The organism is Kitasatospora sp. NPDC058184 (genome assembly GCF_042883725.1).
Classification (GTDB): Bacteria; Actinomycetota; Actinomycetes; order Streptomycetales; family Streptomycetaceae; genus Kitasatospora.
This window is the reverse complement of sequence record NZ_JBHVVE010000004.1, coordinates 367,978-392,995: the sequence shown is the minus strand read 5'-3', so window position 1 is coordinate 392,995 and position 25,018 is coordinate 367,978. Positions and strand designations below refer to the sequence as shown.

Here is a 25,018-nt window from a genome sequence, read left to right as displayed (position 1 = left end):
AACCCCCGTACGTGAAGCGAAAGCTGACTGTCGGAGCCGTACTCTCCGCCACCGCACTGCTGGCCGGCGTCATCCAGATCGCCGCCGTCCCCGCCCAGGCCGCCGCCCCCTCGCCGGCCCAGCAGCAGTCCGCGCTGCTCGCGCTGGCCTCCGGGCAGAGCGCCCCGGTCGCCCAGGCCCTCGCCCTCGGCGGCCAGGAGAAGCTGGTGCCCAAGGACGTGGTGGTGGACAAGGACGGCACCCGCCACCTGCGGTACGACCGGACCTACGCGGGCCTGCCGGTGCTCGGCGGCGACCTGGTCGTCCACCAGAAGGCCGACGGCTCGGTGAAGTCCGTCGACCGGGCCTTCGCCGGACAGCTGTCCGTGCCCAGCCTGACCCCGGGCCTCGCCGCGCCCCAGGCCGCCGAGAAGGCCACCGCCGCCGTGCGGGCCACGGTCGGCGCCGCCGACCAGGAGGAGGCCGCGCTCAGCCGGGTCGACGGCGCCGGCGCGCCCGAGCTGGTCGTCTGGGCCGCCGACGGCACCCCGCGACTGGCCCACCGCACCACGGTCGAGGGCCAGCGCGCGGACGGCACCCCGAGCCGCCAGGTGGTCGTCACCGACGCCGCCACCGGCCAGGTGCTCTCCACCGACGAGCAGGTGAAGACCGCCACCGGCACCGGCAAGGGCGTCAACGTCGGCAGCGTCTCGCTCACCACCACCCAGAGCGGCAGCTCCTACCAGCTGAAGGACGCCTCCCGGGGCAACCAGTCCACCACCGACCTCAAGGGCGGCACCTCGGGCAGCGGCACGCTCGTCGCCAACACCACCAACAGCTTCGGCAACGGCCTGGCCTCCAACCGCGAATCCGCCGCCGTGGACGCCCAGTTCGGCGCGGCGGCCACCTGGGACTACTACAAGAACACCTTCGGCCGCAACGGCATCAAGAACAACGGCGTCGGCGCGGCGAGCCGGGTCCACTACAGCACCAACTACGTCAACGCGTTCTGGGACGACTCCTGCTTCTGCATGACGTACGGCGACGGCTCCGGCAACACCCACCCGCTGACCGCGATCGACGTGTCCGGCCACGAGATGAGCCACGGCGTCACCTCCGCCACCGCCAACCTCAACTACTCCGGTGAGTCCGGCGGCCTCAACGAGGCCACCTCGGACATCTTCGGCACCATGGTCGAGTGGTCCGCCAACCTCGCGGTCGACCCGGGCGACTACCTGATCGGCGAGAAGCTCAACATCAACGGCAACGGCACGCCGCTGCGCTACATGGACAAGCCCTCCAAGGACGGCGCCTCGGCCGACTACTGGTCCTCCACGGTCGGCAACAAGGACGTCCACTACTCCTCGGGCGTCGCCAACCACTTCTTCTACCTGCTCGCCGAGGGCAGCGGGGCGAAGGTCATCAACGGGGTCAGCTACAACAGCCCGACCTCCAACGGCTCGACGGTGACCGGCATCGGCCGGGACAAGGCGGCGGCGATCTGGTACCGCGCGCTGACCGTCTACATGACCTCCACCACCAACTACAAGGCCGCCCGCACCGCGACCCTGAAGGCCGCCACCGACCTGTACGGCGCCTCCAGCACCGAGTACAACGCGGTCGCGGCGGCCTGGAGCGGCGTCAACGTCAGCTGACCCGCACCACCTCCGGTAGCAACCGGTAGGAAATCGAGCCACCCCCGGTAAGAAACGGCGACAGGCTGCCGCGGCCCTTTGGGAGAGGAGGCCGTGGCAGCCTGTCGACCGTCCACGAGGAGGCCGGAGCCCGAGCGGGGGCCCGGGCGGCCGGCTCAGGCGGTGGCGGGCTTCAGCTCGCCCCGCTCCTCCTTGGCCAGCATCCGCTCGGCGAAGAAGCCGCCGGTGGGCAGCACCGCGAGCACGAACATCAGGACGCCGCGCTTGGCGTCCCACTTCTGCGCCTGCCAGGCCTGGATCCAGAAGACCACGTACAGGATGAACAGGACGCCGTGCACCATGCCCATCACCGGGACGGCGTCGAACGAGGTCGTCCGCTTCAGCACCGAGCAGATCAGCAGCAGGATGAAGGAGACCCCTTCGGGGCCGGAGACCAGGCGCAGGCGGTGGACGGCGCTGCTGTTCACGATGGATACCTCGATATGGGGGGTCGGCGGCGCGGGCTCGCTTGTGAAGCGACTCACAAGCATTCCGGCCTATTATCGCCGAGCCCACGGACGGGACCCCGGCCGGGGGTGGCCACCGTGCCCCATCTCACAGCGGCCGGCCCGGCACCTACCCGGAGCCCGTCCGGCGCCCGCCCGCCCTGTCACAGCTCTGTGCCGGAACGCCACCGAGCGCGACCGCCCGTCACCGGGAACCCCTATCCTGCTGCCCGCGCGCCCACCGATCCGGGCGCCGAGGCATCGCACACGGGGGGTACTCACCACATGTTCAAGCGCGACTGGGACCGCAGGACCTGCGCCAAGCGCGGCCACACCACCTACGCGCCGACGGAGCCGGAGCTGGCCTCCCGGCTGCACGCGTCGACCGCCCTCGGCGACGCCTGGCGCTGCCTGCGCTGCGGCGACTTCGCACTGGGCGCCCCGCACGGCTCCGGCCCGGCCGACGAAGCGCCGCTGGTGCCGCGCGGCAAGGCGCTGCGGGACCTGTTCATCCTGCGCTTCCTGGCCGTCGAGCGGGTGCTGCGCGGACTGCTGATCATCGTGGTCGCCTGGGCCGTGTGGAAGTTCTCCAACAGCCAGGACGCGGTGCACCGGGTCTTCGACGAGAACCTCACGGTGTTCAGGCCGGTCACCGACCACTTCCACTGGGACCTCGAACACGCCCCGATCGTCGAGACCATCCGGAAGACCTTCGACTTCAAGAAGAGCACCCTGCTGATCGTCGCGGGCGCGCTGATCGCCTACGCGGTGATCGAGATCGTCGAGGCGGTCGGCCTCTGGCTGAACAAGCGCTGGGCCGAGTACCTGACGGTGGTCGCCACCGCGGCCTTCCTGCCGTTGGAGGGCTACGAGCTGAGCCACCACGTCAGCGCCCTGAAGATCTGCACCCTGGTGCTGAACATCGCGGCGGTGCTCTGGATCATGCTCTCCAAGCGCCTGTTCGGGCTGCGCGGCGGCGTGGTGGCCTTCGAGGCGGAGCGCCACTCGGCCTCGCTGCTGGAGGTCGAGCAGGCGGCCGGCACCGTTCCGAGCCCCGGACAGGGGGCGCACGCCCGGGCCTGACCGGGGCGCGTGCGCCGGGCGTGACCGGCGCGTTTGTCCCAGACCGGTACCAGTCGGCCCACGCACCCTCCCCGCGCCACGGCCACAGCGGCTAGATTGCGGCCGTGGCACAGTTCAGACTCCAGGGATCGCGCGTGCTCGCCGTCGACTTGGGCGGCGACGCCGTCAAGGCGCGACACGGCTCGATGGTCGCCTACACCGGGCAGATGGCCTTCAAGAAGTTGACCGGCGGCGGGGACGGCCTGCGCGGCATGGTCACCCGCCGGCTGACCGGCGAGAAGATGACGGTCATGGAAGTGAAGGGGCAGGGCACCTGCTACTTCGCCGACAAGGCCACCGAGATCAGCCTGGTGCGGCTGAACGGCGAGACGCTGTACGTCGAGTCGGACAACCTCCTCTGCACCGAGTCCGCCCTGCACACCGGCACCAGCTTCACCGGGCTGAACGGCATGTCCTCGGGCAACGGCCTGTTCACCACCAAGGTGGAGGGCCACGGCTGGGCGGCCGTCACCTCCAACGGCCCGGCCGTCATCCTGCGGGTCGACAAGAGCATGCCGCTGCGGGTGGACCCGGGCGCGTACGTGGCGCACACCGGCACCCTGCAGCGCAGCCTGAAGTCGGGCGCGGGCTGGACCACGATCATCGGCGAGGGCGGCGGCGAGGCCGTCCAGATCGAGTTCACCGGCGAGGGCCTGGTGTACGTCCAGCCCTCCGAGAAGGCCACCATCGGGGGCGACGTCTGATGGGCTTCACGAAGATCAACGGGAAGATGGTCGAAGCCCAGGTGGTGCCCGGGCAGCGGCTGTTCAGCCAGCGCGGCGCGATGCTCGCGTACAGCGGCGACGTCCGCTTCACGCCGAACATCACCGGCGGGCAGGGCGGCGTGATGTCGATGATCGGCCGCCGGGTGGCCAACGAGGACACCCCGCTGATGACCGTCGAGGGCCAGGGCCGGGTGATGTTCGGCCACGGCGGCCACCACGTCCACGTGATCGACCTGTTCGGCGACACCCTGTACGTCGAGGCGGACCGGCTGCTCGCCTTCGAGGGCACGCTGCGGCAGTCCACCATGTTCATGGGCTCGCAGGGCGGGGTGATGGGCATGGTCCGCGGCCAGGTCACCGGGCAGGGCCTGTTCACCACCAAGCTGGAGGGCCAGGGCTCGGTCGCGGTGATGGCCCACGGCGGCGTCTTCGAGCTGCCGATCACCCCCGGCCAGTCGGTGCACGTCGACCCGCAGGCGTACGTGGCGCACCGCGGCGACGTGCGCAACAAGCTCTCCACGGCGCTGGGTTGGCGCGACATGATCGGCCGCGGCTCGGGCGAGGCGTTCCAGCTGGAACTGTCCGGGCAGGGCGCGGTGTACGTCCAGGCGAGCGAGGAGAAGCTCTGATGTCCTACCCGCCGCAGCCCCCGTACGGTTCGCCGCACAACCAGCCGACCCAGCCCGGCTTCGCGGCCCCGCCGCCCCCGCCGGGGTACGGCCCGCAGCCGGGCTACCCGCAGCCCGGCGGGTACCCGCCGCCCCCGCCGCAGGGCTACCCGCCGCCCCCGCCCGGCCACCAGCCCCAGCAGCAGTACCAGCAGCCGCCCCAGCAGCCGTACGGCCAGCAACAGCCGTACGCCCAGGAGCAGTTCGGCGGCCCGTTGGCCCCGCTGCCGACCGGCCACGGCGGCACCGGGCCGGTGGTGTGGGACGCCCACAGCCTGCCGGCCGGCGACAACGTCAACCCGTACGCCTTCTCGGTCGACCTGAACGGCTCCTACTTCCTCCAGAAGGGCAAGATGGTCGCCTACTACGGCGACATCACCTTCAAGGGCGTCGGCGCCGGGGCGGTCGACCGGGTGCTCGGCCAGCACTTCAACTCGCCGATGCACGCGGCGGACTGGGTGGTCGCCGAGGGCCGCGGCAAACTGCTGCTGGCCGACCGGGCGTTCGACCTCAACTCGTACGACCTGGACGAGGGCAACCTGACCGTCCGCTCCGGCAACCTGCTGGCCTTCGACCCGACGCTGCGGCTCAAGCAGTCGATCATCCCGGGCTTCCTGACCCTGATCGGCACCGGCCGCTTCGTCGCCGCCTCCAACGGCCCGGTGCACTTCGTCGAGCCGCCGCTCCGGGTGGACCCGCAGGCGCTGGTCGGCTGGGCGGACTGCCCGGCGCCGTGCCACCACTACGACCACGACTACATGCACGGGCTGATCGGCGGCCTGCGCCGGCTGACCGGCATCGGCGGGGCCTCCGGCGAGGAGCACCAGTTCGAGTTCATCGGCGCCGGCCAGGTGCTGCTGCAGTCGAGCGAGAAGCTGATGGCGGAGCGGTCGGTCGGAGCGGTCGACGCCGAGGCGGGCGTCCCGGTGGGCGGCGTGCCGTCCCAGCCGGGCACGGCCGGGCACGGCGGCGGCAACCCCAACATCCCCGGGCTCGGTAACCTGGGCGACCTCGGACGACGTTTCGGTCTGTAAACTTGTACAAGATTGAACTAAATCGGCTATGCTAGAGGGCATGGATACGCACACGATCGAGACCGCGGACACCCCTCCGTCGCAGCCCGAGGAGGAGACTCCCTGGCTGACCGCCAGGGAGCAGCGGATGTGGCGCGCCCATCTGGAGGTCGCCAAGCTGCTGGACTACCAGCTCAGCCGCGAACTCCAGCCGCACAACCTCGCGATCAACGACTACGAGATCCTGGTCGTGCTCTCCGAGGCCCCGGACCGCCGGATGCGGATGACCGACCTCGCGACCGCCACCCTCCAGTCGAAGAGCCGCCTCTCCCACCAGATCACCCGGATGGAGAACGCCGGCCTGGTGCTGCGCCAGGAGTGCCCCGGCGACCGCCGCGGCCTCTACGCCCACCTCACCGAACACGGGTGGGAGACCATGCAGCGGGTCGCCCCCGACCACGTGCGCAGCGTCCGGGCCCACTTCATCGACCGCTTCACCCCGGAGCAGCTCGACGACATGTACCAGGCCCTCGCCCCCGTCGCCGAACACCTCCGCGGCCTGCGCGGCAAGCCGTAGCACCCCACGCACCACTCCGCCCCGCCGCGATCCGATCGCGGCGGGGCGGAAACGGTTCGCGGGCCCGCGCGCCCGGCCCGGGTCAGCCGCGGGTCAGTCCGGCGACGAGCTCGTCGGCGGCGCCGTACGGGTCCAGGGCGCCCTCGGCGACGCGTTCGGCGAGGACGGCCAGGTGCCGGTCCCCGCGCAGGTCGCCGATCCGGGCGCGCAGCTCGGCCAGCGCGATCGCCTCGATCTCCTCGGCGGCCCGGCGGCGGCGCCGCGCGGCGAGCTCGCCGTGCTCCTCCAGCCAGGCGCGGTGCTTCTCCAGCGCCTCGACCACCTCGTCCACGCCCTCGCCGCGGGCCGCGACGGTCTTGACGATCGGCGGACGCCAGTCCCCCGCCTCCCGCGCCTCGCCGAGGCCCAGCATGTGGTTGAGCTCCCGCGCGGTGGCGTCGGCGCCGTCCCGGTCGGCCTTGTTGACCACGAAGACGTCGCCGATCTCCAGGATCCCGGCCTTGGCGGCCTGGATGCCGTCGCCCATCCCGGGGGCCAGCAGCACCACGGTGGTGTCGGCCTGGGCGGCGACCTCGACCTCGGACTGGCCCACCCCGACGGTCTCCACCAGGATCACCTCGCAGCCGGCCGCGTCCAGCACCCGCAGCGCCTGCGGCGCCGCCCAGGAGAGCCCGCCGAGGTGGCCGCGGGTGGCCATCGAGCGGATGAACACCTCGGGGTCGGTCGCGTGGTCCTGCATCCGGACCCGGTCGCCCAGCAGCGCGCCGCCGGAGAACGGCGAGGACGGGTCGACGGCCAGCACCCCGACCCGCTTGCCGAGCCGCCGGTAGGCGGAGACCAGCGCCGAGGTGGAGGTCGACTTGCCGACCCCGGGCGAGCCGGTCAGGCCCACCGTGTACGCCCGCCCGGTGTACGGCGCGAGCGCGGCCATCGCCTCCCGCAGCTGCGGCGCGGCGTTCTCGACCAGCGTGATCAGCCGGGCGACCGCCCGCGGCCGGCCCTCCCGGGCCTGCTCGACCAGCGTGGCGACATCGATCATCAGGAGCTCCTTGCGCGCGGATGCCGAAGGGGCTGCGGACCGCCACCGGCGGTCCGCAGCCCCGAAGTCGGGTCGGAGCCGGTCAGGCCTTCGGGACGCGCACGATCAGCGCGTCGCCCTGGCCGCCGCCGCCGCACAGCGCGGCCGCGCCCACCCCGCCGCCGCGGCGCTGCAGCTCCAGCGCCAGGGTCAGCACCACGCGGGCGCCGGACATCCCGATCGGGTGGCCGAGCGCGATGGCGCCGCCGTTGACGTTGACGATGTCGGAGGTGACGCCCAGGTCCTTCATGGACTGGTGGGCGACGGCCGCGAAGGCCTCGTTGATCTCGATCAGGTCGAGGTCGGCGACCTCCAGGCCCTCCTTGGCCAGCGCGTGCCTGATCGCGTTGGACGGCTGCGACTGGAGCGAGTTGTCCGGGCCGGCCACGTTGCCGTGCGCGCCGATCTCGGCGATCCAGGTCAGGCCCAGCTCCTCGGCCTTGGCCTTGCTCATCACGACCACGGCGGCGGCGCCGTCGGAGATCTGCGAGGAGGTGCCGGCGGTGATCGTGCCGTCCTTGGTGAAGGCCGGGCGCAGCTTGGCCAGGCCCTCGACGGTGGTGTCCGCGCGGATGCCCTCGTCCTGGCTGAACAGCACCGGCTCGCCCTTGCGCTGCGGGATGGCGACCGGGACGATCTCGGCGTCGAAGACCCCGTCGGCCTGCGCCTTGGCGGCCCGCTGGTGGGAGGCGGCGGCGATCTCGTCCTGCGCCTCGCGCGGGATGCCCAGGCGGGTGTTGTGCTTCTCGGTGGACTCGCCCATCGGGATGTTCTCGTAGGCGTCGGTGAGGCCGTCGTGGGCCATCGCGTCGAGCATCGCGATCGCGCCGTACTTGAAGCCCTCGCGGGACTTCGGCAGCAGGTGCGGGGCGTTGGTCATCGACTCCTGGCCGCCGGCCACCACGATGTCGAACTCGCCGGCCCGGATCAGCTGGTCGGCGAGCGCGATGGCGTCGAGGCCGGAGAGGCAGACCTTGTTGACGGTCAGCGCCGGGACGTTCATCGGGATGCCGGCCTTGACGGCGGCCTGGCGGGCCGGGATCTGGCCGGCGCCGGCCTGGAGCACCTGGCCCATGATCACGTACTGGACCTGCTCGCCGGTGATCCCGGCCCGCTCCAGGGCCGCCTTGATCGCGACGGCGCCGAGGTCGGCGCCGGAGAAGCCCTTGAGGGAACCCAGCAGGCGACCCATCGGGGTCCGCGCACCGGCAACGATCACAGAGGTGGTGTTGGTCATGGGACGGGCCCCTTCGCACGTCGTGGCCAGGTGAGGATGCGCTCAATGTACTGACCCGTTACCCGCCCGTCACCGGAGCGACGGTGTGATCGAGCGCACTGGCACCATCCAGTCAACACCGTGCCGACCCGCTCCGGGTGAACCGCCCGGCGGGCCGCCCGCCGGGCGGCCCGCCGTGTGAGCAGGCTCGCACGCCCGGCACTGGCGCCCGTCGCGGGCCATGCGCTGCACTGGGTGCACCTTTAGCCCCACCACCTTCTCCCCACCTCCCGGAGGCCGTCGTGCTGACCCGCATCGACCACATCGGCATCGCCTGCCGAGACCTCGACAAGACGGTCGAGTTCTACCGCGCCACCTACGGTTTCGAGGTCTTCCACTCCGAGGTCAACGAGGAGCAGGGCGTCCGCGAGGCCATGCTCCGGATCAACGGCACCGACGACGGCGGCGCCTCGTACCTCCAGCTGCTGGAGCCCACCCGGCCCGACTCCACCGTGGCCAAGTGGCTGGAGAAGAACGGCGAGGGCGTGCACCACATCGCCTTCGGCACCGCCGACGTGGACGGCGACTCCGAGGCCATCCGGGACAAGGGCGTCCGGGTCCTCTACGACCAGCCGCGGATCGGCTCGATGGGTTCGCGGATCACCTTCCTGCACCCCAAGGACTGCGGCGGCGTGCTGACCGAGCTGGTCACCTCCGCGCAGCAGGGCCACGACGGGCACTGACCCCCTCCCGGCTGCCCCCGGGCGCGCGGCGTCCCGGGGGCAGCCGACGGTCCGTCGGTCATGACCCGTCAGTAACCTGGCGGGAAGAGCCGGAAAACACCCCTGCGGCCATTCCCCCGCAGTGCGCTCCCACTACAATGCCCAGGTGCGCGAAGGCTCCGGGGGACGGAGGCGACGGGCACGGCCGAAGACAGGCCTGTCCGCCCTCCGGCGGTCGGCCCGTCGCAAGGGGAGTCCATTACGCGGGCACGGCTGAACAGTCGCAAGACGGATCTGTCACCATTCTCCACAAGGCAAGAGTTCGCCCAGGAGTCCACTCGGACGGGGGAACGCGGCACCCCCGCGCTCCCGCGCCCCGGATTCCGACGACCGCGGCGGGCGGCCCCGGCATGGCGGGGGACCGTCCACCGGCTGCGGATGCAAGGACCAGTCGGACCGGCGCCCGGGATACCGGAGCCCGGAACCGGCCGGGTCGAGGACGCGACCAGGAGATGGATGGGACCGCGGAGTGCGGGGCAACGACCGCTACGAGGCTGACGATCACCTCTCCCAGTTCGAGGCCGAGATGGGTCGGACTCGGAAGGAGCGCGACAAGGCAGTCGAGCATGCCGAAGACCTCGCCTACCAGGTGGAGGTCCTGCGGGCGAAACTGCACGAGTCCCGCCGGATGCTGGCCCAGCCGCGCGCCTTCGACGCCGTCTCCGGCCAGGCCGAGCAGATGCTCCGCACCGCCGAGATGCAGGCCCAGCAGCTGCGCGCCGACGCCGAGCGCCAGCTGCGCGACTCCCAGGCCGCCACCCAGCGGATCATGGCCGAGGCCGCCGAGCGCACCGCCCGGCTGGAAGCCGACCTCGCCGCCCGCCGCCGCCAGCTGGAGGACGAGCTCGCCGAGCTGCGCCGCTCCGCCGAGCAGCACGTCAACGGCTGGGCCGAGCAGACCCGGGCCGGCTCCGAGCAGGAGGCCCAGCGGCTGCTCCAGGACGCCCGCGCCGAGGCCGAGCGGATGGTCGCCGCCGCCCGTGCGGAGGCCGTCGCCCTCTCCGACCACGCCCGCGCCCAGACCGCCGCCGACGTGGACGCCGCCCGCGGCGAGGCCCAGGCCGCCGCCGAGGCCGCTCTGCAGCGGGCCCAGAACGACGCCGAGCGCCTGCTGCGCGCCGCCTCCGAGCAGGCCCAGCAGGCCGGCGCCCAGGCCGCCGCCGACGTGGACGCCGCCCGCGGCGAGGCCCAGCAGCAGCTGGCCGCCGCGCACGCCGCCGCCGAGGGCCAGCTGGTCGCCGCCCAGGCCGAGATCGGCCGGCTCAAGGCGCAGGCCGCCAACGAGCAGGCCCGGGCCGAGCAGCAGCTCGCCGCCGCCAAGGCCGAGATAGAGCGGCTGCGCGCCGAGGCGATCGCCGAGGCGGAGCGCACCCGCCACGAGGCCACCGAACTGCGCGCCCAGGCCGAGCAGGCCGCCGAGCAGCTCCAGGCCGACGCCGAGGCCGCCGCCGAGCGCCGGGTCGCCGACGGCGAGGCCGCCAACGAGCAGCGCTCGCAGACCGCCCGGGCCGAGGTGGCCCGGATGGTCGCCCAGGCCACCAAGGAGGCCTCGGCGATCCGTGCCGAGGCCGAGGGCGTCCGCACCGAGGCCGCCACCAAGCAGGCCGAGGCCGACGCCGCCCGGGCCGCCGCCGCCGAGGAGAGCGAGCGGCTGCGGGCCACCGCCGAGTCGGTGGCCTCCGAACTGAAGGCCGAGGCCGAGGCGGCGATCGCCGAACTCCGCGCCCTGGCCGAGCGGGACGTCGCCGAGCTGCGCGCGCACGCCGAGGCCGACGCCCAGCGACTGCGCGGCGAGGCCGAGGAGGCGGGCCGGGCGGCCGGCGCCAAGGACGCCACCGTCCACCTCGCCAAGGCCGCCAAGACCGCCGAGGAGGTCCTCGGCCGGGCCGACCAGGACGCCGAGACGGTGCGCGGCGAGGCCGCCGCCGAGGCCGAGCGGATCCGCGCCGAGGCCGCCGCCGAGGCGCAGCGCCTGCGCGAGCAGGCCCAGGCCGCCGTCGAGCAGGCCCAGAACGCCGCCCTGGACGACGCCGCCGCGATCCGCGAGCGGATCGAGCAGATGCAGGACGAGGCGGCCCGGCTGCGGGCCGAGGCCGAGGAGCTGCGCGCCCAGGCCGCCGCCGAGGCCGACCGGGTGCGCGGCGAGGCCCGCCGCCAGGCCGTGGTCCAGATCGAGGAGTCGGCGAAGAACGCCGAGGAGCTGCTCACCAAGGCCAAGGCCGACGCGGACGAGCTGCGCGCGGGTGCCGCCGGGGAGATCGAGCGGCTGCGCGAGCAGGCCCAGGAGCAGGCCGCCGAGACCCAGGGCCGGGCCGAGCAGACCCTGACCCGGGCCCGGGCCGAGGCCGGGAAGATCACCGAGGCCGCCGAGCAGCAGGGCCAGGACGCGCTCGCCGCCGCCAAGGCCGCGGCCGCCGAGAACCGGTCCGCCGCCGAGCGCGAGACCGCCGAACTCCGGCGCGACGCAACCGAGTTCGACCAGCGGGTGCGCGCCGAGGCGACCGCCGCGGCAGAGGCTACGACCACCGAGGCACAGGCCGAGGCGAAGGCCGTCCGGGACGCCGCGGTGGCCGACGCCGAGCGGGTGCGCACCGAGGCCGACACCGAGGCCGCCCGGGCCCGGGCCGAGGCCGAGGCGGCCGCGAACGCGCTGCGCGAGGAGAGCCGGCGCGAACGCGAGGAGGCCGCCGACGGCCTGCGGCGCGAGCGCGAGGAGACCTCCGAGCACCTGGACGCGGCCGAGGCCGCCCGCGAGCAGGCCGAACAGGCCGCCGCGGAGACCAGGGCCGAGGCCGAACAGGCCGCCGGAGAGCTGCGGGCGCTCGCCCAGCGCGAGACCAGCCGGCAGCGCGAGGCCGCCGAGGCCTACGCCGACCGGGTCCGCACCGAGGCCGAACAGCACGCCGGCGACCTCACCGAACGCACCGCGGCGGAGACGACCGAGGTCCGCGAGACCGCCGACCAGTACGGCGCCGAGGTCCGCGAAGCCGCAGACGCCTACGCCGACGAGCAGCGCACCGCGGCCGACACGTACGCCACCGAGCAGCACACCGCCGCCGACACGTACGCCACGGAGCAGCACACCGCGGCCGACGCCTACGCCGCGGAGACCAGGGCCGAGGCCGAACAGGCCGCCGGGGAGCTGCGGGCCCTGGCCCAGCAGGAGACCACCCAGCAGCGCGAGGCCGCCGAGGCCCACGCCGACCGGGTCCGCACCGAGGCCGAACAGCACGCCACCGACCTCACCAAGCGGACCGCGGCGGAGACCGCCGAGGTCCGCGAGGCGGCCGACCGGTACGGCGCCGAGGTCCGCGAGACCGCCGACCGGTACGACGTCGAGGTCCGCGAAGCCGCCGAGAAGCACAGCGTCGAGGTCCGCGAAGCCGCCGAGAAGCACAGCGTCGAGGTCCGCGAGGCCGCCGACACGTACGCCGGCGAGCAGCAGACCGCCGCCGACGCCTACGCCACCGAGGTCCGCGAGCAGGCCGACGCCCACACCGCCGAGCAGCGCGCCGCCGCCGACGAGGTGCTGGAGCGCGCCGAGGCCACCGCCGAGCAGCGCCGCGCCGAGGCCGCCAAGGACGCCAAGGCCACCCGCGAGAAGGCCGCCGCCGAACTGGCCCTGGCCAACGAGCAGGCCTCGACCGTCCGGGCCGAGGCCGGCCGCGAGCTGTCCGAGGCCCGCGCCACCGCCGACGGCATCCGCGCCGAGGCCGGTGCCGAGCTGGAGCAGGCCAGGGCCGACCGCGCCGAGCTGATCGCCGCCGCCAAGGCCGAGGGCGCCGAGCTGGTGGCCGCCGCCGAGGACGAGGCCGCCGAGGTCCGCCAGTCGGTGGCCGGCATGCACGAGGCCGCCGCCGAGCAGATCGCCGCGCTCAGGGCCGCCGCCGAGCAGGAGGTCACCGAACTCCGCGAGGCCGCCGAGCAGGACGCCACCGAGCTGCGCACCCTCGCCGAGTACGAGACCACCGAGCAGCGGGAGCTGGCCGAGCGGGAGAGCACCGAGCAGCGCGAGTCCGCCGACGCGTACGCCGCCGAGCTGCGCGGCCTGGTCGAGCGGGAGAGCGCCGAGCAGCGCGAGCTCGTCGACCGCGAGACCGCCGACCTGCGGGCCCGCACCGAGGCCGAGACCACCGCCCTGCGCGAGCAGACCGAGCTGGAGCTGGCCGCCGAGCGGGAGGCCGTCGAGGACGAGATCGGCCGGCAGCGCGCCGAGGCCCGGGCCTACGACGGGCAGCTGCGCGCGGAGGCCGAGGCCGAGCTGCGGGCCGCCCAGGAGGCCGCCGAGCAGCTGCGCGCCGACGCGGAGGCGCAGGCCGCCCGTACGGTGGCCGAGGCCGAGGCCCAGGGCGCCCGGAGCATCGCCGACGCCGAGGAGCTGTCCGCGGCCCTGCGCGCCGAGGCCGACGAGTACGCCCTCGCCACCCGCACCCTGGCCGACGACTACGACTCCGCCACCCACTCCCGCGCCGACGCCTACGACGCGGAGACCCGGGAGGCCGCCGAGCAGTTCGACAAGGCCACCCGCGAGCACGCCAAGTCCGTCCTGGAGAAGGCCTTCGCGGACGCCGAGGCGCTCGGCGAGGACGCCCAGACCACCGCGCTGGCGACCACCGCCGCCGCCGAGGAGCAGGCGGACGCCATGGTCGCGGCCGCCCGCAAGGAGGCCGACCGGCTGGTCGCCGCCGGCGAGGCGGCCGGTCAGGCCGAGGTCGAGAAGGGCCGCTCCGACGCGGACACCCTGCTCGCCGAGGCCCGCCGGGACGCGACCGCGATCCGCGAGCGCGCCGAGGAGCTGCGCGAGCGCACCGACGCCGAGGTCGAGGCCCTGCACGAGCGCGCCCGCAAGGAGAACGCGGCGGCCATGAAGTCGGCCGGCGAGCGGGTGGACGCGCTGGTGACGGCCGCCCAGGAGCAGCTGACCGAGGCCGAGGAGCAGGCGGTGGCCACCGTCGCCGAGGCCGAGGACCGCGCGGCGGCCCTGGTCGCGGCGGCCGAGGACCGCGCGGCCGAGCTGACCTCGGAGGCCTCCGCGGAGGCCAGCAAGGTCCGGCTGTCCGCCGTCCGCAAGGCCGAGGGCCTGCTCAAGGAGGCGGAGACCAAGCTCGCCAACTCCACCGACCGCGCCGAGGCGCTCATCGAGAAGGCCGAGGCCAAGCTCCGGTCGTCCGAGGCGGAGGCCGAGGAGCGGCTGGACCGGGCCTCCACCGAGGCGGAGAAGCGGCTGCGGGACGCCGACGAGTCCGCGGACGAGCAGGTCGAGCTGGCGAAGGCGGAGGCCGAGCGGCTGCTCGCCGAGGCGAAGGCCGAGGCGAAGCGGGTCACCGACGAGGGCCGGCGCGAGCTGGACGAACTGGTGCGCCGCCGCAAGGACATCAACACCGAGATCTCCAGGGTCCAGGACGTGCTGTCCGCCCTGGAGGCGTTCGAGGCGCCGTCACCGGTCGCCCAGGCCAACGGGGGAAGCAGCACCAAGAAGGACGGGGGCGCCAAGGCCGGTGCCGGAGTTGGCTCCCCCCGGTCGGGTGGCAATCGCTCCAAGAGCTCACCACCCGATTGAGCGGACATTGGCGGTCATTGTCCGTGAGAGAACGGCATAACGCCGTCGACACTCCGGTACCGTGTCAGGATTCCCTCAACCACCTCAGCGGTTTGACGACAGGAAGCCCAGAACCCCATGAGCGACAGTCACTCCCCTCACGGCTTCGACCTGGTGCGCCGTGGGTACGAGCGCGCCCAGGTCGACGAGCGGATCACCAAGCTGGTGGCCGACCGTGACAGTGCCCTGACCCGGATCAGCGCGCTGGAGAAGCGCATCGAGGAGCTTCACCTCGAGACCCAGTCCGCCCAGGCGGCGGTCACCGAGGCGGAGCCCTCCTACGCCGGTCTCGGCGCCCGGGTCGAGAAGATCCTGCGACTCGCCGAGGAGGAGGCCAAGGACCTGCGCGACGAGGCGCACCGCGCCGCCGAGCAGCACCGCGAGCTCGCCGAGGCCGCCGCCCAGCAGGTCCGCACCGAGGCCGAGAACTACGCCAAGGACCGCAAGGCCAAGGCGGAGGACGAGGGGCTGCGGATCGTCGACAAGTCCAAGAGCGACGCCGCCCAGCTGCGCGCCGAGGCCAACAAGGACGCCCAGAACAAGCGCGAGGAGGCGGACGCCCTCTTCGAGGACACCCGCACCAAGGCCGCCCAGGCCGCGCTGGAGTTCGAGACCAACCTGGCCAAGCGCCGCGAGCAGTCCGAGCGCGACCTGGCCGCCCGTCAGGCCAAGGCCGAGAAGCGCCTGGCCGAGATCGAGCACCGGGCCGAGCAGCTGCGCCTGGAGGCCGAGAAGCTGCGTACCGACGCCGAGCGCCGCGCCCGCCAGACCGTCGAGACGGCCCAGCGCCAGTCCGAGGACATCGTGGCCGACGCCAACGCCAAGGCCGACCGCATCCGCAGCGAATCCGAGCGCGAGCTGGCGGCGCTCACCAACCGCCGCGACAGCATCAACGCCCAGCTGACCAACGTCCGCGAGATGCTGGCGACGCTGACCGGCGCGGCCGTGGCCGCCGCCTCGCTGCCGACCGACGACACCCTGGGCGTGCCCGCCCAGCAGTCGCGCTGACGCACACCGGCCGAGCCGCACCGCAGGCCCTCACCCGCCCGGGTGAGGGCCTGTCGGCTTGTCGCGCCGCCATCGCCTCCGGCGCGGCTTGACGAAGGGTCCCTAGCGGGGGTAGGCGCCGTCCGGCCGCTGGTACCCGCTGCTGAGCTGGTTGCCCTCGTCGTCCGAGACGGTGCCGAACCAGGAGGTGCACCAGACCGACACCGAGTCCGGCCAGTACTGCACCTCGAAGGGGTGCCCGGGCCCGTAGTCGCCGTACGAGGTGACGATGAAGGTCTCCCCCGGGCGCATCCAGTAGTCCTCGCCGAGCGGTTCCAGGGTCAGCTCGACCAGCCCCTCGCCCCGGTTGGTCACCGGCATCCGGCCGCTCACCTCCAGCGCCGAGAAGTCCCAGGCCGCCGCGTCCTGGCTCTCCTGGCTCATCCGGCGGCCACCCGGGCGAGCAGGGCGCGCACGACGGCGTCGAAGGCCTCCGGCGCCTCCAGGGCGCTCAGGTGGCCCACCCGGGGCAGGACGGTCAGCTCGGCGTCCGGCCGGGCCCGCAGCATCGCCTCGGCCTCCTCCGGCGCCACCAGGGCGTCCTCGGCGCCCGCCACGACCGCGACCGGCACCGGCAGGCCGGCCAGCACGTCCAGGGAGTCCGGGCGGGCCGCCATGGCCCGCTGGGCCCAGGCGACGGAGGCCGGCGACGCGGCGGCGACCATCGCCTCCACCCGCTCCACCAGGTGCTGCGAGTCCGGCCCGAGCTGCCCGGCCGCGACCCGCTCGTCCAGCAGCAGCCGCACGCTGTCCCGCGCGGTGACGGCGGCGGCCATCCGCTCCCGGTTGGCCCGGACCGCGTCGGTGTCGGCGGTGGCCCGGGTGTTGGCGAGCAGCAGGCCGGCCAGCCGGTCGGGGTGGCGGCGGGCCAGGGCCAGCGCCGCGTAGCCGCCCATGGAGAGCCCGGCGACCACCGCGCGTTCGATTCCGGCGGCGTCCAGCAGCAGCGCGAGGTCGTCCGCGACCAGGTCCAGCGAGGGCTCGTCGTCGCCCAGCCCGGTGCCGCCGAACCCCCGCTGGTCGGGGGCGAGCACCCGCGCTTCGTCCCCGGTCAGGCCGGGCAGCGCGTCCAGCTGGGACGACCACATCGAGGCGTTCAGAGGAAAGGCGTGCAGCAGCAGGAGTGGTGTTCCGGTACCGCTCTCGCGGACCGACACTGCGGAGGGGAGCTGGGTCATGCGTCCAACCTATTCCGGCACGCCCGGCGGGCCCACTCAGCGGGCCGCGATACCCCCTTTGTCCTAGCCTGGCAAAGACCTGAGGGAGCGCGAATGATCGAGTTGCACGACCTGACAAAACGTTACGGCAAGACCCTCGCGGTGGACCGCCTCAGCTTCCAGGTCCCCCAGGGCGTGGTGACCGGCTTCCTCGGCCCCAACGGCGCCGGCAAGTCCACCACCATGCGCATGATCCTCGACCTCGACCGCCCGACCTCCGGCCGGGTCACCATCGACGGCAAGCGCTACGGCCAGCTCAGCGAGCCGCTCAAGTACATCGGCGCACTGCTGGAGGCCAAGGCCGTCCACCCCGGCCGCACCGCCCGCGACCACCTGCTCTGGCTCGCCCAGAGCAACCGCATCCCCGAGCGCCGGGTGGACGAGGTGCTCGCCCTGGTCGGCCTCACCCCGGTGGCCCGCAAGCGGGCCCGCGGCTTCTCGCTCGGCATGGGCCAGCGCCTGGGCATCGCCTCCGCGCTGCTCGGCGACCCGGAGATCGTCATGTTCGACGAGCCGGTCAACGGCCTGGACCCGGAGGGCATCCTCTGGATCCGCAACCTGATGAAGCGCCTCGCCGGCGAGGGCCGGACGGTCTTCGTCTCCTCCCACCTGATGAGCGAGATGGCCGTCACCGCCGACCACCTGGTGGTCATCGGCCGGGGCCGGCTGCTCGCCGACCTGCCGATGCCGGAGTTCATCCGGCGCAACTCCCGCTCCGCCGTACGGCTGCGCGGCCCGGAGCCCGAGCGGCTGCTCGACGTGCTGGCCCGGGCCGGCCTGCGGCACGAACCCGGTCCGGACGGCTCCTACGAGGTGGTCGACGGGGACATCGCCCGGCTCGGCGAGCTGTTCGCCGGCCAGGGCGTGGTGCTGCACGAGCTCAGCCCGCAGCAGGCCTCGCTGGAAGAGGCCTTCATGCAGATGACGGCCGACTCGGTGGAGTACCACGCGGGCGACGGCCCGGGCCTGGACGCGGCCGGCGCGCCCACCGAGTGGGGCGCCGGCTGGAAGGCGGACGGCACCCCGCAGAACACCACGGCACGGCAGGAGGAGAACTGAGATGGCGTCCTTCCCGGCGGTCCTGCGCTCCGAGTGGACGAAGATCCGCAGCGTCCGCTCGACGGTCTGGACGCTCGCGCTGACCTTCGTCGTCACGGTCGGCATCGGCGCGCTGCTGTCCCTGCTCACCAACAACAACTTCACCGAGTTCCGCCGCGGCGACCAGTCCCCGTTCGACGCCACCGGGACGTCCTTCTCCGGCATCATGCTCGGCGAGCTGGCGATCATCGTCTTCGGGGTGCTGGCGATCGGCAACGAGTACAGCAGCGGCATGGTCCGGGTCACCCTGGCCGCCGTCCCGCAGCGCGGCACCCTGCTCACCGGCAAGGCCGTGGTGCTCGGCGCGCTGGCCCTCGCGGTCTCGCTGGTGACGGCCTTCGCCACCTTCTTCGCCGGCCAGGCGCTGCTCGGCACGCACTCCACCACGATCGGCGAACCGAACGTGCTGCGGGCGGTGTTCGGGGCGGCGCTGTACCTGACGCTGCTCTGCCTGTTCTCGGCGGGCGTCACCACGATGCTGCACAACCAGACGCTCGCGCTCGGCGTGCTGGTGCCGTTCTTCTTCCTGCTCTCGCCGATCCTCTCGGCGGTGCCGAAGGTCAAGACCCTGGCCCACTACTTCCCCGACTACGCGGGCTCCCGGATGCTGCTGGTGTACGAGCAGCACGGCCAGCCGTACGGGCCGTGGACCGGCTTCCTGATCTGCCTCGCCTGGACGGCGGCCGCGCTGGTCGGCGGCGCGCTGGTGCTCAAGAAGCGCGACGCGTAGCCGTCCCGGCGGCCCGGCCGTCAGTACCGCGGAGCGCCGCGGCCCCGCAGCAGGTTGGAGGCCCGGCGCTCCCGCGCTCCCCAGCAGGCGCGGTGCCAGTGCCGCCGGTCGTCCACGCCCGCGCCGTGCATCGGCCAGGCCACCACGTGGCCCGTCCCCGGCGGGATCTCCTGGTCGCAGCCCGGGCAGCGGTAGAACCGTCCGGCCGTCCCGGCGACCGTCTGGACCACCCAGTCGTCGCCCTGGTAGCTCTCGGTGCGGCGCAGCGAACCGCCGAGCGGGGCGGCCGGTTCTGCGCTCTCGTGGGGGGCGGCGCTCTTGATCCGGTTGCGGCGCGGCGACACGGCGGACTCCCTCTCCTGCTGGCCTCTGGGTCGTTCCAGCCTACGGCCGCCCGGGGCCCCGTACGGCCACTACCACGGCTCCGTCCGGCACTTCGGCGTTTTTGCCGAGATCCACCCGATCATCGGGGAAATTCGGGGTTCGGCGTGCCATTGGCACATGACATCCGATACCCACAGGGGGAGAAGGCGGGGCCCGCAGACCCTGCGCGCACCCGAGGAGGCCCCACGATGAGCAAGACCAGCGCCCGAGCCGAGAGCGGCCGGCCCGTCGGGGTCCGGTCACCCGCCCCCGGCCCGACGCTGACCTCCGTCCCCCCGGTGACGGCCGTCGCGGGCGAGCCGCTGCCGGCCACCCAGTGGGCCGGCGCGCTGCCGCCGGCCACCGGTCCGGTGCGGGTCGGCCTGTTCCTGCTGTCCGCGCAGTTCCCCGGGCAGAGCCACGGCGAGGCGCTGGAGCGCACCGTCCACTCCGCCGTCGAGGCCGAACGCGCGGGCCTGGACAGCGTCTGGCTGGCCGAGCACCACTTCGTGCCGTACGGGGTGTGCCCGGACGCCGCCACGCTGGCCGGGCTGCTGCTCGGCCGCACCCGCCGGATCGGCGTCGGCACGGCGGTCAGCGTGCTCTCCACCCGCCACCCGGTGGGGCTCGGCGAGCAGGCCGCGCTGCTGCACCTCACCTCCGGCGGACGGTTCACGCTCGGGGTGGGCCGCGGCGGCCCGTGGATCGACCTGGACGTGTTCGGCGGCGGCGTGGACGCCTTCGAGAACGGCTTCCCGGAGCGGCTGGACCTGCTGCTGCGCTGGCTGCGCGGCTCCCGGGTGGGCGCGGACGGCCCGCAGTTCGCCTTCCCCGAGGTCGCGGTGGTGCCGCGGGCCACCGAGCCGGTGCGGCGGCCCGGCCTGAGCAGCTGGCTCGGCCTGGGCCAGCGGTCCGGCCCGGTGCGCTTCCCGCGCCAGCGCCGGGACGACGGGGGCCTCGGCGAGGAGCTCACCGCCTCCGGGCGCCCGGTGTCAGGCCCGCCCGTGGTGGTCGCCTGCACCTCGCCGGGCGGGGTGCGGATGGCCGCCGAGCGCGGCCTGCCGATGCTGCTCGGCATGCACTCCGGGGACGACGACAAGCTGCGGATGCTGGAGCTGTACCGGTCCGCCTGGCTGGCCGCCGGGCGGTCCGAGGAGCAGCTGCGCCGGATCGGCCGCCGGCACGTCGCGGCCGGGGTGGCCCAGGTCGACGACCGCGTCGCGGCGGCCCGGTCCACGCTGCTGAACGCGATGCCCGGCTGGTTCGAGTACGGGCTCGGCGCCCACCGCACCGTGGACGGCCGCGAGCGCAGGATGCGCGACCCGCGCCAGTACACCGAGCTGCTCTGCGACCTGCACGCGGTGGGCACCCCGCGGCAGTGCGCCGACCGGCTGCTGGCCACCGCCGAACGCACCGGCATCCGGCGCTTCGCCCTGCTCGCCGAGGGCAGCGGCGACGAGGAGACGACCCTGCACAACATCGCCCGGCTCGGCTCCGAGGTGCTGCCGCAACTGGGCTGAGCCCCGTACGGGTCACGGGCCCGGGCCGCCGCCCCTCCCCCCGCACCGGGGAACGGGGCGGCCGGCGCCGCGGCACCGCGGGAAGGCGATCAGCAGTCCCGCAGCTCCTCGGACTGGTTGAGCAGCTGCTCCCGGACCGAGGTGAAGCGGTCGTACCGCGCCGCGTTGGCCTCCGACGGCAGGAACACCGCGACCCGGTGACAGTTCTGGAACGCCAGCCGGACCCCGAAGTGGCGCTGCAGGGCGCCCCGGATGGCGTCGCTGGCAAGGGCGCGCAGCAGCTGGCCACGGGCCTGCTCGCTGGGCGGTGGCACCTGGTTGTCGGCGAAGTCGGTGCCGTCGACCTTCGCCTGGGCGACCAGCGAGCTGATCAGGTCCCAGGCGTACGGCAGCGAGACGCGGACGCAGTCGACGAATTCCCGCTCGTCGACCTCGCCCCGCTCGGCCTTCTCCAGCAGGGCCGGTGAGACGTCGAGCGACATGGATTCTCCTCTCGCGGTCCACCCGCGCGGCGCCCGGGTGGTCGTGCGTAGGTCAAGCTCACAGTGAGGGTGGTGGTTTCGCATGGGGCGTCCGGAACACCGAGGGACAGGGGTTTCCGGCGCCTTCGCGACGGCGGCGGCGCCACGGGACGTGACGTCCCGGACACCGAACGCGCTCACAACAGCGTGGCAGTCAACGGAGCGGCGGGCCCGTCATTCCTGTGGATTGCTTCGGAAACACAGTGCGGTGCACCAGATTGGCCGGATCCCGTCGGATCGTTCATCTGAAGTCTCCATCCCCGTTGACAGCGATCCCGCGAGCGTGTCGTCACACACCGTAGCGACCCGAGGGTGGGGGCGCCAGGCCTCGACGGGCGGTAGCCGGACCGCAGGACCTCAATGTTGGCCGGGTTCGCGCTTTCTTCACCCAGCCGTCGCGGAATCGCATCAACTGGCCCCGGTGGGCTAGCGTGGTCGACCGTGCGTCTCGTAATTGCCCGCTGCTCAGTCGACTATGCCGGTCGGCTCTCCGCCCATCTGCCCTCCGCCACCAGGCTGATCCTGGTCAAGGCCGACGGCAGCGTCAGCATCCACGCCGACGACCGCGCCTACAAGCCGCTCAACTGGATGTCCCCGCCGTGCGTCCTCAAGGAGGCCGACGGGGTCTGGACGGTGGAGAACAAGGCCGGCGAGAAGCTCATCATCACGCTGGAGGAGGTGCTGCACGACTCGTCCCACGAGCTCGGGGTCGACCCGGGCCTGATCAAGGACGGCGTGGAGGCACACCTCCAGGAGCTGCTCGCGGACCGGATGGAGGTGCTCGGTGCCGGCTGGTCGCTGATCCGCCGCGAGTACCCCACGGCGATCGGCCCGGTCGACATCCTCTGCCGCGACGCCGACGGCTCCACGGTGGCCGTCGAGATCAAGCGCCGCGGCGAGATCGACGGTGTCGAACAGCTCACCCGCTACCTCGAACTCCTCAACCGGGACCCGCTGCTGGCCCCGGTCAAGGGCGTCTTCGCCGCGCAGGAGATCAAGCCGCAGGCCCGCGTGCTGGCCACCGACCGCGGCATCGGCTGCGTGGTGCTGGACTACGACGAGCTGCGCGGCATCGACGACGACAAGCTCAAGCTGTTCTGACCGCTCACGGCGTCGCGCTCGCCGTCCCGCTCGGGGTCGTCGGCGACCCGGACGTGGCCGACGGCGAGCTCGTGGTGGACGCCGAGGCCGACGAGCTGTGGCCCGTCGTCGGCGGCTGCGAGGGCTGCCCCGTCTGCTGGGGCGGCGGCGACTGACCCGGCGGCTGGACCGGCGGCTGCGACTGGCCCGGTGCGGGCGGCTGCGACTGCTGCGGGGCCTGCGACTCGCCCGCCCCCGGCGAGGAGCTCGGCCTCCTGGTCGGCGAGGCACTCGACGCGTGCGAGGCGCTGCCGCTCGTGGACGGCTGCGGGCCGCTCCCCTGCCCCGCCGGGCTGCCCGGCCCGGCACCGGCCGTCCCCGGCCCGGTGCTGCCGGAGGGCTGCGGGAACGGCGCCTCCTGGGTGTCGCCGCCGCCGTCCATCCGGCCGCTGTACGGGTCCTTCCCCTTGACCTCGTCCGGCCCGCTGAAGCTCATCGCCACCGCCGTGCCGAGCACCCCCAGGGTCAGCACCGCCGTGGAGACCACGGCCGCCCGCCGCCGCCGGCTGGACTTCAGGCGGGCCGGCACCCGGGCCGCGATCTTGCGGATCACCGGGGCGCGGCCGGGCCCCGCCACGGCGGGCGCGGCGGCCGGCAGCTGCCGGCCCTCGGCGCGCAGCAGGTCGAGCATCCGGCCGACGGCGGCCACCCCGCGCTGGTCGCCCGCGGCGGCCCGCAGGGTGAGCGCGGTCTCCAGTTCGGCGATGGCCCGGGAGGGCTGCTGGAGGCAGATCGCGTGCACGCCCGCCTCGTGGTGGAACCAGGCCTGGTCGACCGCCGAACCGGTCTGGCGGGCCGCCTCCAGACCGAGCTGGAGCACCCGCTCCCAGGCGCCCCAGCGCAGCGACAGCGCCAGCGCGGGCGCCGCCGCACGGGCGAGCCGGACCACCGCGTCGTGCCGCCCGGCGGTGCGGTCGGCGAGCAGCACCCCGATCATCACCTCGGCCTCGGCGGCGATCTGCTCCAGCGTCACCGAGCTGTGCCCGACCCACCAGGCGAAGTGCTGGGCGGCGCCGTCGACGCAGCCGCGGGCCGGCCAGTGCGGGGCGAGCAGGTCCTGCGCGCCGGCGGTCAGCCGGTGGTGCCCGCCGATGGACACCGCCAGTCCGGCGTCGGCGAGTTCGGCGAGCGCGGCCTCGCCCTGCCCGACGTCGATCAGCGCTGGCAGGTGCGGCGCGGTGGGGCACTCGCCGCCGAGCGCGACGGCGAGCCGCAGCACGGCCTGCGCGGGCTCGCTCAGCCCCTCGGCGAGCCGCACCGCGGGCGAGGCGGTCTCCGCCACCGAGGGCAGCGGGACGGTGCGGCGCAGCGCGTCCTCCCGGATCGCCGGGTCCGGGTCGTGGACGGGCCCCTCGACGGCCCCGAAGACGTCCATCCGGTCGTCCTCGGCGGCGACCAGCGCGTCCACCGCGACGTCCCGCTGGCGCAGCAGGGCGGCGGCCTGGACGAAGCGCAGCGGCAGGCCCTCGGACTCGAACCAGAGGTCCACCGCCCAGGCCTTCTCGTCGACGTCCAGCGGCCGCCCGGCCAGCCGGGCGGTGAGGGCGAGGCAGGCGGAGCGGGAGAGCCCGGCCACCAGGTGGTCCTGGAGCCGGGAGCCGGCCGGCAGCGGCGGGCCGTCCGGGGCGGCGGAGATCAGGAAGGCGCAGCCGGGGGCGGCGGCGAGCAGCTGCTCCAGGTCGGCGCCCGCGGGTTCGGCGGAGTCGATCACCACGATCGCGCCGACCTCGGCGAGGTGGGCGGCCAGCTGCCCGGGGTCGGGGCGGTAGCCGGGGGCGTGGTGGGTGGCCGCGAAGAGGTCCTGGAGCAGGTCGGGAAGGGTCCGGCGGTGGCCGCAGAGCTGCACGACTCCACCGGGGGCGAGGTCGGCGGCGGCCTCGGCGACGGCCGACAGCAGCGCGCTGCGGCCCGAGCCGGCCTGGCCGACCAGGCGTATCGAGCGGCCCTCGGAGAGCAGGCCGAGCAGTTCGACGACGTCGACCTCGCGGTCCAGCATCGGCAGGTCGGCGGGCCCGGCGCCGAGCGCGAGCGGGCCGACCGCGCGGCCGACGCCGCCGACCGGGCCGCGGGCGGGCTCGCTGCGTCCGGTCCGGCGCGGACGCGGACGCCACTCCTCGGGACAGGTCCTGGCCTCGGAGCCTTCCGGTGCGCCGACGCCCACCAGCAGGCCGCCGGAGACCAGTTCACCGCCACGGGTGCGGACGGCCTCCTGCCGGAACTCACCGGATGGCTGTGACACGTTCTGCTCCGCATCGTGCTCGGCCGTCGGCGCCCCGCGCCGCCCGGCTGACGTCCCGCTCGCGGCCGCGGCCGGGCTGGAGGCAGCCCCGGCGGCCGTCTTCTGACGGGCAGACTCTTGCACATCCGGCCCCGACCGTGCAGAGCGGTCCGTGGCTGACGACCGGTCGGCGGCGCTGACCAGGGGCGTTGCGCGGGCGGGGTCAGACGTACGCGGGCGTGCGGTCCGGCGCGCGGAGCAACCG

General features: G+C 74.1%; 21 protein-coding genes. 13 read left to right on the top strand and 8 right to left on the bottom strand.

What is annotated here, in order from left to right:
* Window positions 1-11 precede the first annotated feature (11 nt).
* On the top strand, window positions 12-1,634 hold the full coding sequence (locus ACFVXH_RS10345) for a M4 family metallopeptidase (protein ID WP_049651455.1): 1,623 nt from the start codon (window positions 12-14) through the stop codon (window positions 1,632-1,634).
* Window positions 1,635-1,789: 155 nt separating this feature from the next.
* Here the strand turns inward: ACFVXH_RS10345 and ACFVXH_RS10340 are convergent, their stop codons facing one another.
* The gene (locus tag ACFVXH_RS10340; RefSeq protein WP_049651454.1) at window positions 1,790-2,164 is read right to left on the bottom strand and encodes a DUF3817 domain-containing protein; all 375 of its coding nucleotides are present in this window, start codon (window positions 2,162-2,164) and stop codon (window positions 1,790-1,792) included.
* A 240-nt stretch (window positions 2,165-2,404) separates the two neighbouring features.
* Here ACFVXH_RS10340 and ACFVXH_RS10335 point away from each other — a divergent pair, with 240 nt between their 5' ends.
* The 5 genes from ACFVXH_RS10335 (at window position 2,405) to ACFVXH_RS10315 (ending at window position 6,224) form a co-directional block, all read left to right on the top strand.
* Window positions 2,405-3,202 (top strand): DUF2127 domain-containing protein, encoded by a 798-nt coding sequence (locus ACFVXH_RS10335; protein WP_049651453.1) that lies wholly within the window; start codon window positions 2,405-2,407, stop codon window positions 3,200-3,202.
* A 104-nt stretch (window positions 3,203-3,306) separates the two neighbouring features.
* Window positions 3,307-3,945 (top strand): AIM24 family protein, encoded by a 639-nt coding sequence (locus ACFVXH_RS10330; protein ID WP_074001459.1) that lies wholly within the window; start codon window positions 3,307-3,309, stop codon window positions 3,943-3,945.
* Window positions 3,945-4,595, top strand: coding sequence for an AIM24 family protein (locus ACFVXH_RS10325; RefSeq protein ID WP_049651451.1), 651 nt, complete (start codon window positions 3,945-3,947; stop codon window positions 4,593-4,595). The genes ACFVXH_RS10330 and ACFVXH_RS10325 overlap by 1 nt, the downstream gene beginning before the upstream one ends.
* Before the next feature lie 263 nt (window positions 4,596-4,858).
* Entirely contained in the window at window positions 4,859-5,668 is an 810-nt protein-coding gene (locus ACFVXH_RS10320) for an AIM24 family protein (RefSeq protein ID WP_074001575.1), read from the top strand.
* 40 nt (window positions 5,669-5,708) lie between these two features.
* Window positions 5,709-6,224: a MarR family winged helix-turn-helix transcriptional regulator gene (locus ACFVXH_RS10315; RefSeq protein ID WP_049651450.1), complete on the top strand. Its 516-nt coding sequence runs from the start codon at window positions 5,709-5,711 to the stop codon at window positions 6,222-6,224.
* 82 nt (window positions 6,225-6,306) lie between these two features.
* On the opposite strand, the gene meaB is transcribed toward ACFVXH_RS10315, so the two are convergent.
* Window positions 6,307-7,263 (bottom strand): methylmalonyl Co-A mutase-associated GTPase MeaB, encoded by a 957-nt coding sequence (gene meaB / locus ACFVXH_RS10310; RefSeq protein WP_380671624.1) that lies wholly within the window; start codon window positions 7,261-7,263, stop codon window positions 6,307-6,309.
* Between the two features lie 82 nt (window positions 7,264-7,345).
* A complete protein-coding gene (locus tag ACFVXH_RS10305; protein WP_074001457.1) occupies window positions 7,346-8,539 on the bottom strand; it encodes an acetyl-CoA C-acetyltransferase in 1,194 nt (397 codons plus the stop codon).
* 281 nt (window positions 8,540-8,820) lie between these two features.
* On the opposite strand from ACFVXH_RS10305, the gene mce reads away from it, so the two are divergent.
* The 3 genes from mce to ACFVXH_RS10290 all read left to right on the top strand — a co-directional run bounded on the left by mce (window position 8,821) and on the right by ACFVXH_RS10290 (window position 15,907).
* Complete coding sequence (mce, locus tag ACFVXH_RS10300) at window positions 8,821-9,261, top strand: methylmalonyl-CoA epimerase (RefSeq protein ID WP_049651447.1); 441 nt, start codon at window positions 8,821-8,823, stop codon at window positions 9,259-9,261.
* Between the two features lie 565 nt (window positions 9,262-9,826).
* Window positions 9,827-14,860 (top strand): hypothetical protein, encoded by a 5,034-nt coding sequence (locus tag ACFVXH_RS10295; RefSeq protein WP_387822047.1) that lies wholly within the window; start codon window positions 9,827-9,829, stop codon window positions 14,858-14,860.
* A gap of 117 nt (window positions 14,861-14,977) precedes the next feature.
* Window positions 14,978-15,907, top strand: coding sequence for a cellulose-binding protein (locus ACFVXH_RS10290; RefSeq protein WP_049655735.1), 930 nt, complete (start codon window positions 14,978-14,980; stop codon window positions 15,905-15,907).
* 102 nt (window positions 15,908-16,009) lie between these two features.
* Here ACFVXH_RS10290 and ACFVXH_RS10285 read toward each other — a convergent pair whose 3' ends face one another.
* Both ACFVXH_RS10285 and ACFVXH_RS10280 read right to left on the bottom strand, forming a co-directional pair.
* Window positions 16,010-16,330, bottom strand: coding sequence for a hypothetical protein (locus ACFVXH_RS10285; RefSeq protein ID WP_049655736.1), 321 nt, complete (start codon window positions 16,328-16,330; stop codon window positions 16,010-16,012).
* Window positions 16,327-17,124, bottom strand: a complete 798-nt coding sequence (locus ACFVXH_RS10280) for an alpha/beta fold hydrolase (RefSeq protein ID WP_117489550.1) — start codon at window positions 17,122-17,124, stop codon at window positions 16,327-16,329. Before ACFVXH_RS10280 ends, ACFVXH_RS10285 begins: the two co-directional genes overlap by 4 nt.
* 93 nt (window positions 17,125-17,217) lie before the next feature.
* Here ACFVXH_RS10280 and ACFVXH_RS10275 point away from each other — a divergent pair, with 93 nt between their 5' ends.
* Window positions 17,218-18,222 (top strand): ABC transporter ATP-binding protein, encoded by a 1,005-nt coding sequence (locus tag ACFVXH_RS10275; RefSeq protein ID WP_387822042.1) that lies wholly within the window; start codon window positions 17,218-17,220, stop codon window positions 18,220-18,222.
* 1 nt (window position 18,223) lies between these two features.
* A complete protein-coding gene (locus ACFVXH_RS10270; protein WP_387822039.1) occupies window positions 18,224-18,991 on the top strand; it encodes an ABC transporter permease subunit in 768 nt (255 codons plus the stop codon).
* 20 nt (window positions 18,992-19,011) lie between these two features.
* Here ACFVXH_RS10270 and ACFVXH_RS10265 read toward each other — a convergent pair whose 3' ends face one another.
* Window positions 19,012-19,335 carry a hypothetical protein gene (locus ACFVXH_RS10265; protein WP_049655743.1) on the bottom strand — a complete coding sequence of 108 codons (324 nt, stop codon included), beginning with the start codon at window positions 19,333-19,335 and terminating at the stop codon, window positions 19,012-19,014.
* A 390-nt stretch (window positions 19,336-19,725) separates the two neighbouring features.
* Here ACFVXH_RS10265 and ACFVXH_RS10260 point away from each other — a divergent pair, with 390 nt between their 5' ends.
* On the top strand, window positions 19,726-20,874 hold the full coding sequence (locus tag ACFVXH_RS10260) for an LLM class flavin-dependent oxidoreductase (protein ID WP_387822188.1): 1,149 nt from the start codon (window positions 19,726-19,728) through the stop codon (window positions 20,872-20,874).
* 89 nt (window positions 20,875-20,963) lie between these two features.
* On the opposite strand, the gene ACFVXH_RS10255 is transcribed toward ACFVXH_RS10260, so the two are convergent.
* Window positions 20,964-21,356: an SCO5389 family protein gene (locus ACFVXH_RS10255; RefSeq protein ID WP_030282024.1), complete on the bottom strand. Its 393-nt coding sequence runs from the start codon at window positions 21,354-21,356 to the stop codon at window positions 20,964-20,966.
* A 480-nt stretch (window positions 21,357-21,836) separates the two neighbouring features.
* On the opposite strand from ACFVXH_RS10255, the gene nucS reads away from it, so the two are divergent.
* A complete protein-coding gene (gene nucS, locus ACFVXH_RS10250; protein WP_049655746.1) occupies window positions 21,837-22,496 on the top strand; it encodes an endonuclease NucS in 660 nt (219 codons plus the stop codon).
* A gap of 4 nt (window positions 22,497-22,500) precedes the next feature.
* Here nucS and ACFVXH_RS10245 read toward each other — a convergent pair whose 3' ends face one another.
* Entirely contained in the window at window positions 22,501-24,774 is a 2,274-nt protein-coding gene (locus tag ACFVXH_RS10245) for an ATP-binding protein (RefSeq protein WP_387822034.1), read from the bottom strand.
* Window positions 24,775-25,018: the final 244 nt, after the last annotated feature.

What these genes read in the sequence shown, in the direction of transcription:
- ACFVXH_RS10270 (WP_387822039.1), top strand. Translation starts at nt 18,224, where the DNA reads ATGGCGTCCTTCCCGGCGGTCCTGCGCTCCGAGTGGACGAAGATCCGC.
- ACFVXH_RS10335 (WP_049651453.1), top strand. Translation starts at nt 2,405, where the DNA reads ATGTTCAAGCGCGACTGGGACCGCAGGACCTGCGCCAAGCGCGGCCAC.
- ACFVXH_RS10340 (WP_049651454.1), bottom strand. Translation starts at nt 2,164, where the DNA reads ATGCTTGTGAGTCGCTTCACAAGCGAGCCCGCGCCGCCGACCCCCCAT.
- ACFVXH_RS10315 (WP_049651450.1), top strand. Translation starts at nt 5,709, where the DNA reads ATGGATACGCACACGATCGAGACCGCGGACACCCCTCCGTCGCAGCCC.
- ACFVXH_RS10255 (WP_030282024.1), bottom strand. Translation starts at nt 21,356, where the DNA reads ATGTCGCTCGACGTCTCACCGGCCCTGCTGGAGAAGGCCGAGCGGGGC.
- ACFVXH_RS10295 (WP_387822047.1), top strand. Translation starts at nt 9,827, where the DNA reads ATGGGTCGGACTCGGAAGGAGCGCGACAAGGCAGTCGAGCATGCCGAA.
- ACFVXH_RS10290 (WP_049655735.1), top strand. Translation starts at nt 14,978, where the DNA reads ATGAGCGACAGTCACTCCCCTCACGGCTTCGACCTGGTGCGCCGTGGG.
- ACFVXH_RS10325 (WP_049651451.1), top strand. Translation starts at nt 3,945, where the DNA reads ATGGGCTTCACGAAGATCAACGGGAAGATGGTCGAAGCCCAGGTGGTG.
- ACFVXH_RS10280 (WP_117489550.1), bottom strand. Translation starts at nt 17,124, where the DNA reads ATGACCCAGCTCCCCTCCGCAGTGTCGGTCCGCGAGAGCGGTACCGGA.
- ACFVXH_RS10305 (WP_074001457.1), bottom strand. Translation starts at nt 8,539, where the DNA reads ATGACCAACACCACCTCTGTGATCGTTGCCGGTGCGCGGACCCCGATG.
- ACFVXH_RS10285 (WP_049655736.1), bottom strand. Translation starts at nt 16,330, where the DNA reads ATGAGCCAGGAGAGCCAGGACGCGGCGGCCTGGGACTTCTCGGCGCTG.
- ACFVXH_RS10275 (WP_387822042.1), top strand. Translation starts at nt 17,218, where the DNA reads ATGATCGAGTTGCACGACCTGACAAAACGTTACGGCAAGACCCTCGCG.
- meaB (WP_380671624.1), bottom strand. Translation starts at nt 7,263, where the DNA reads ATGATCGATGTCGCCACGCTGGTCGAGCAGGCCCGGGAGGGCCGGCCG.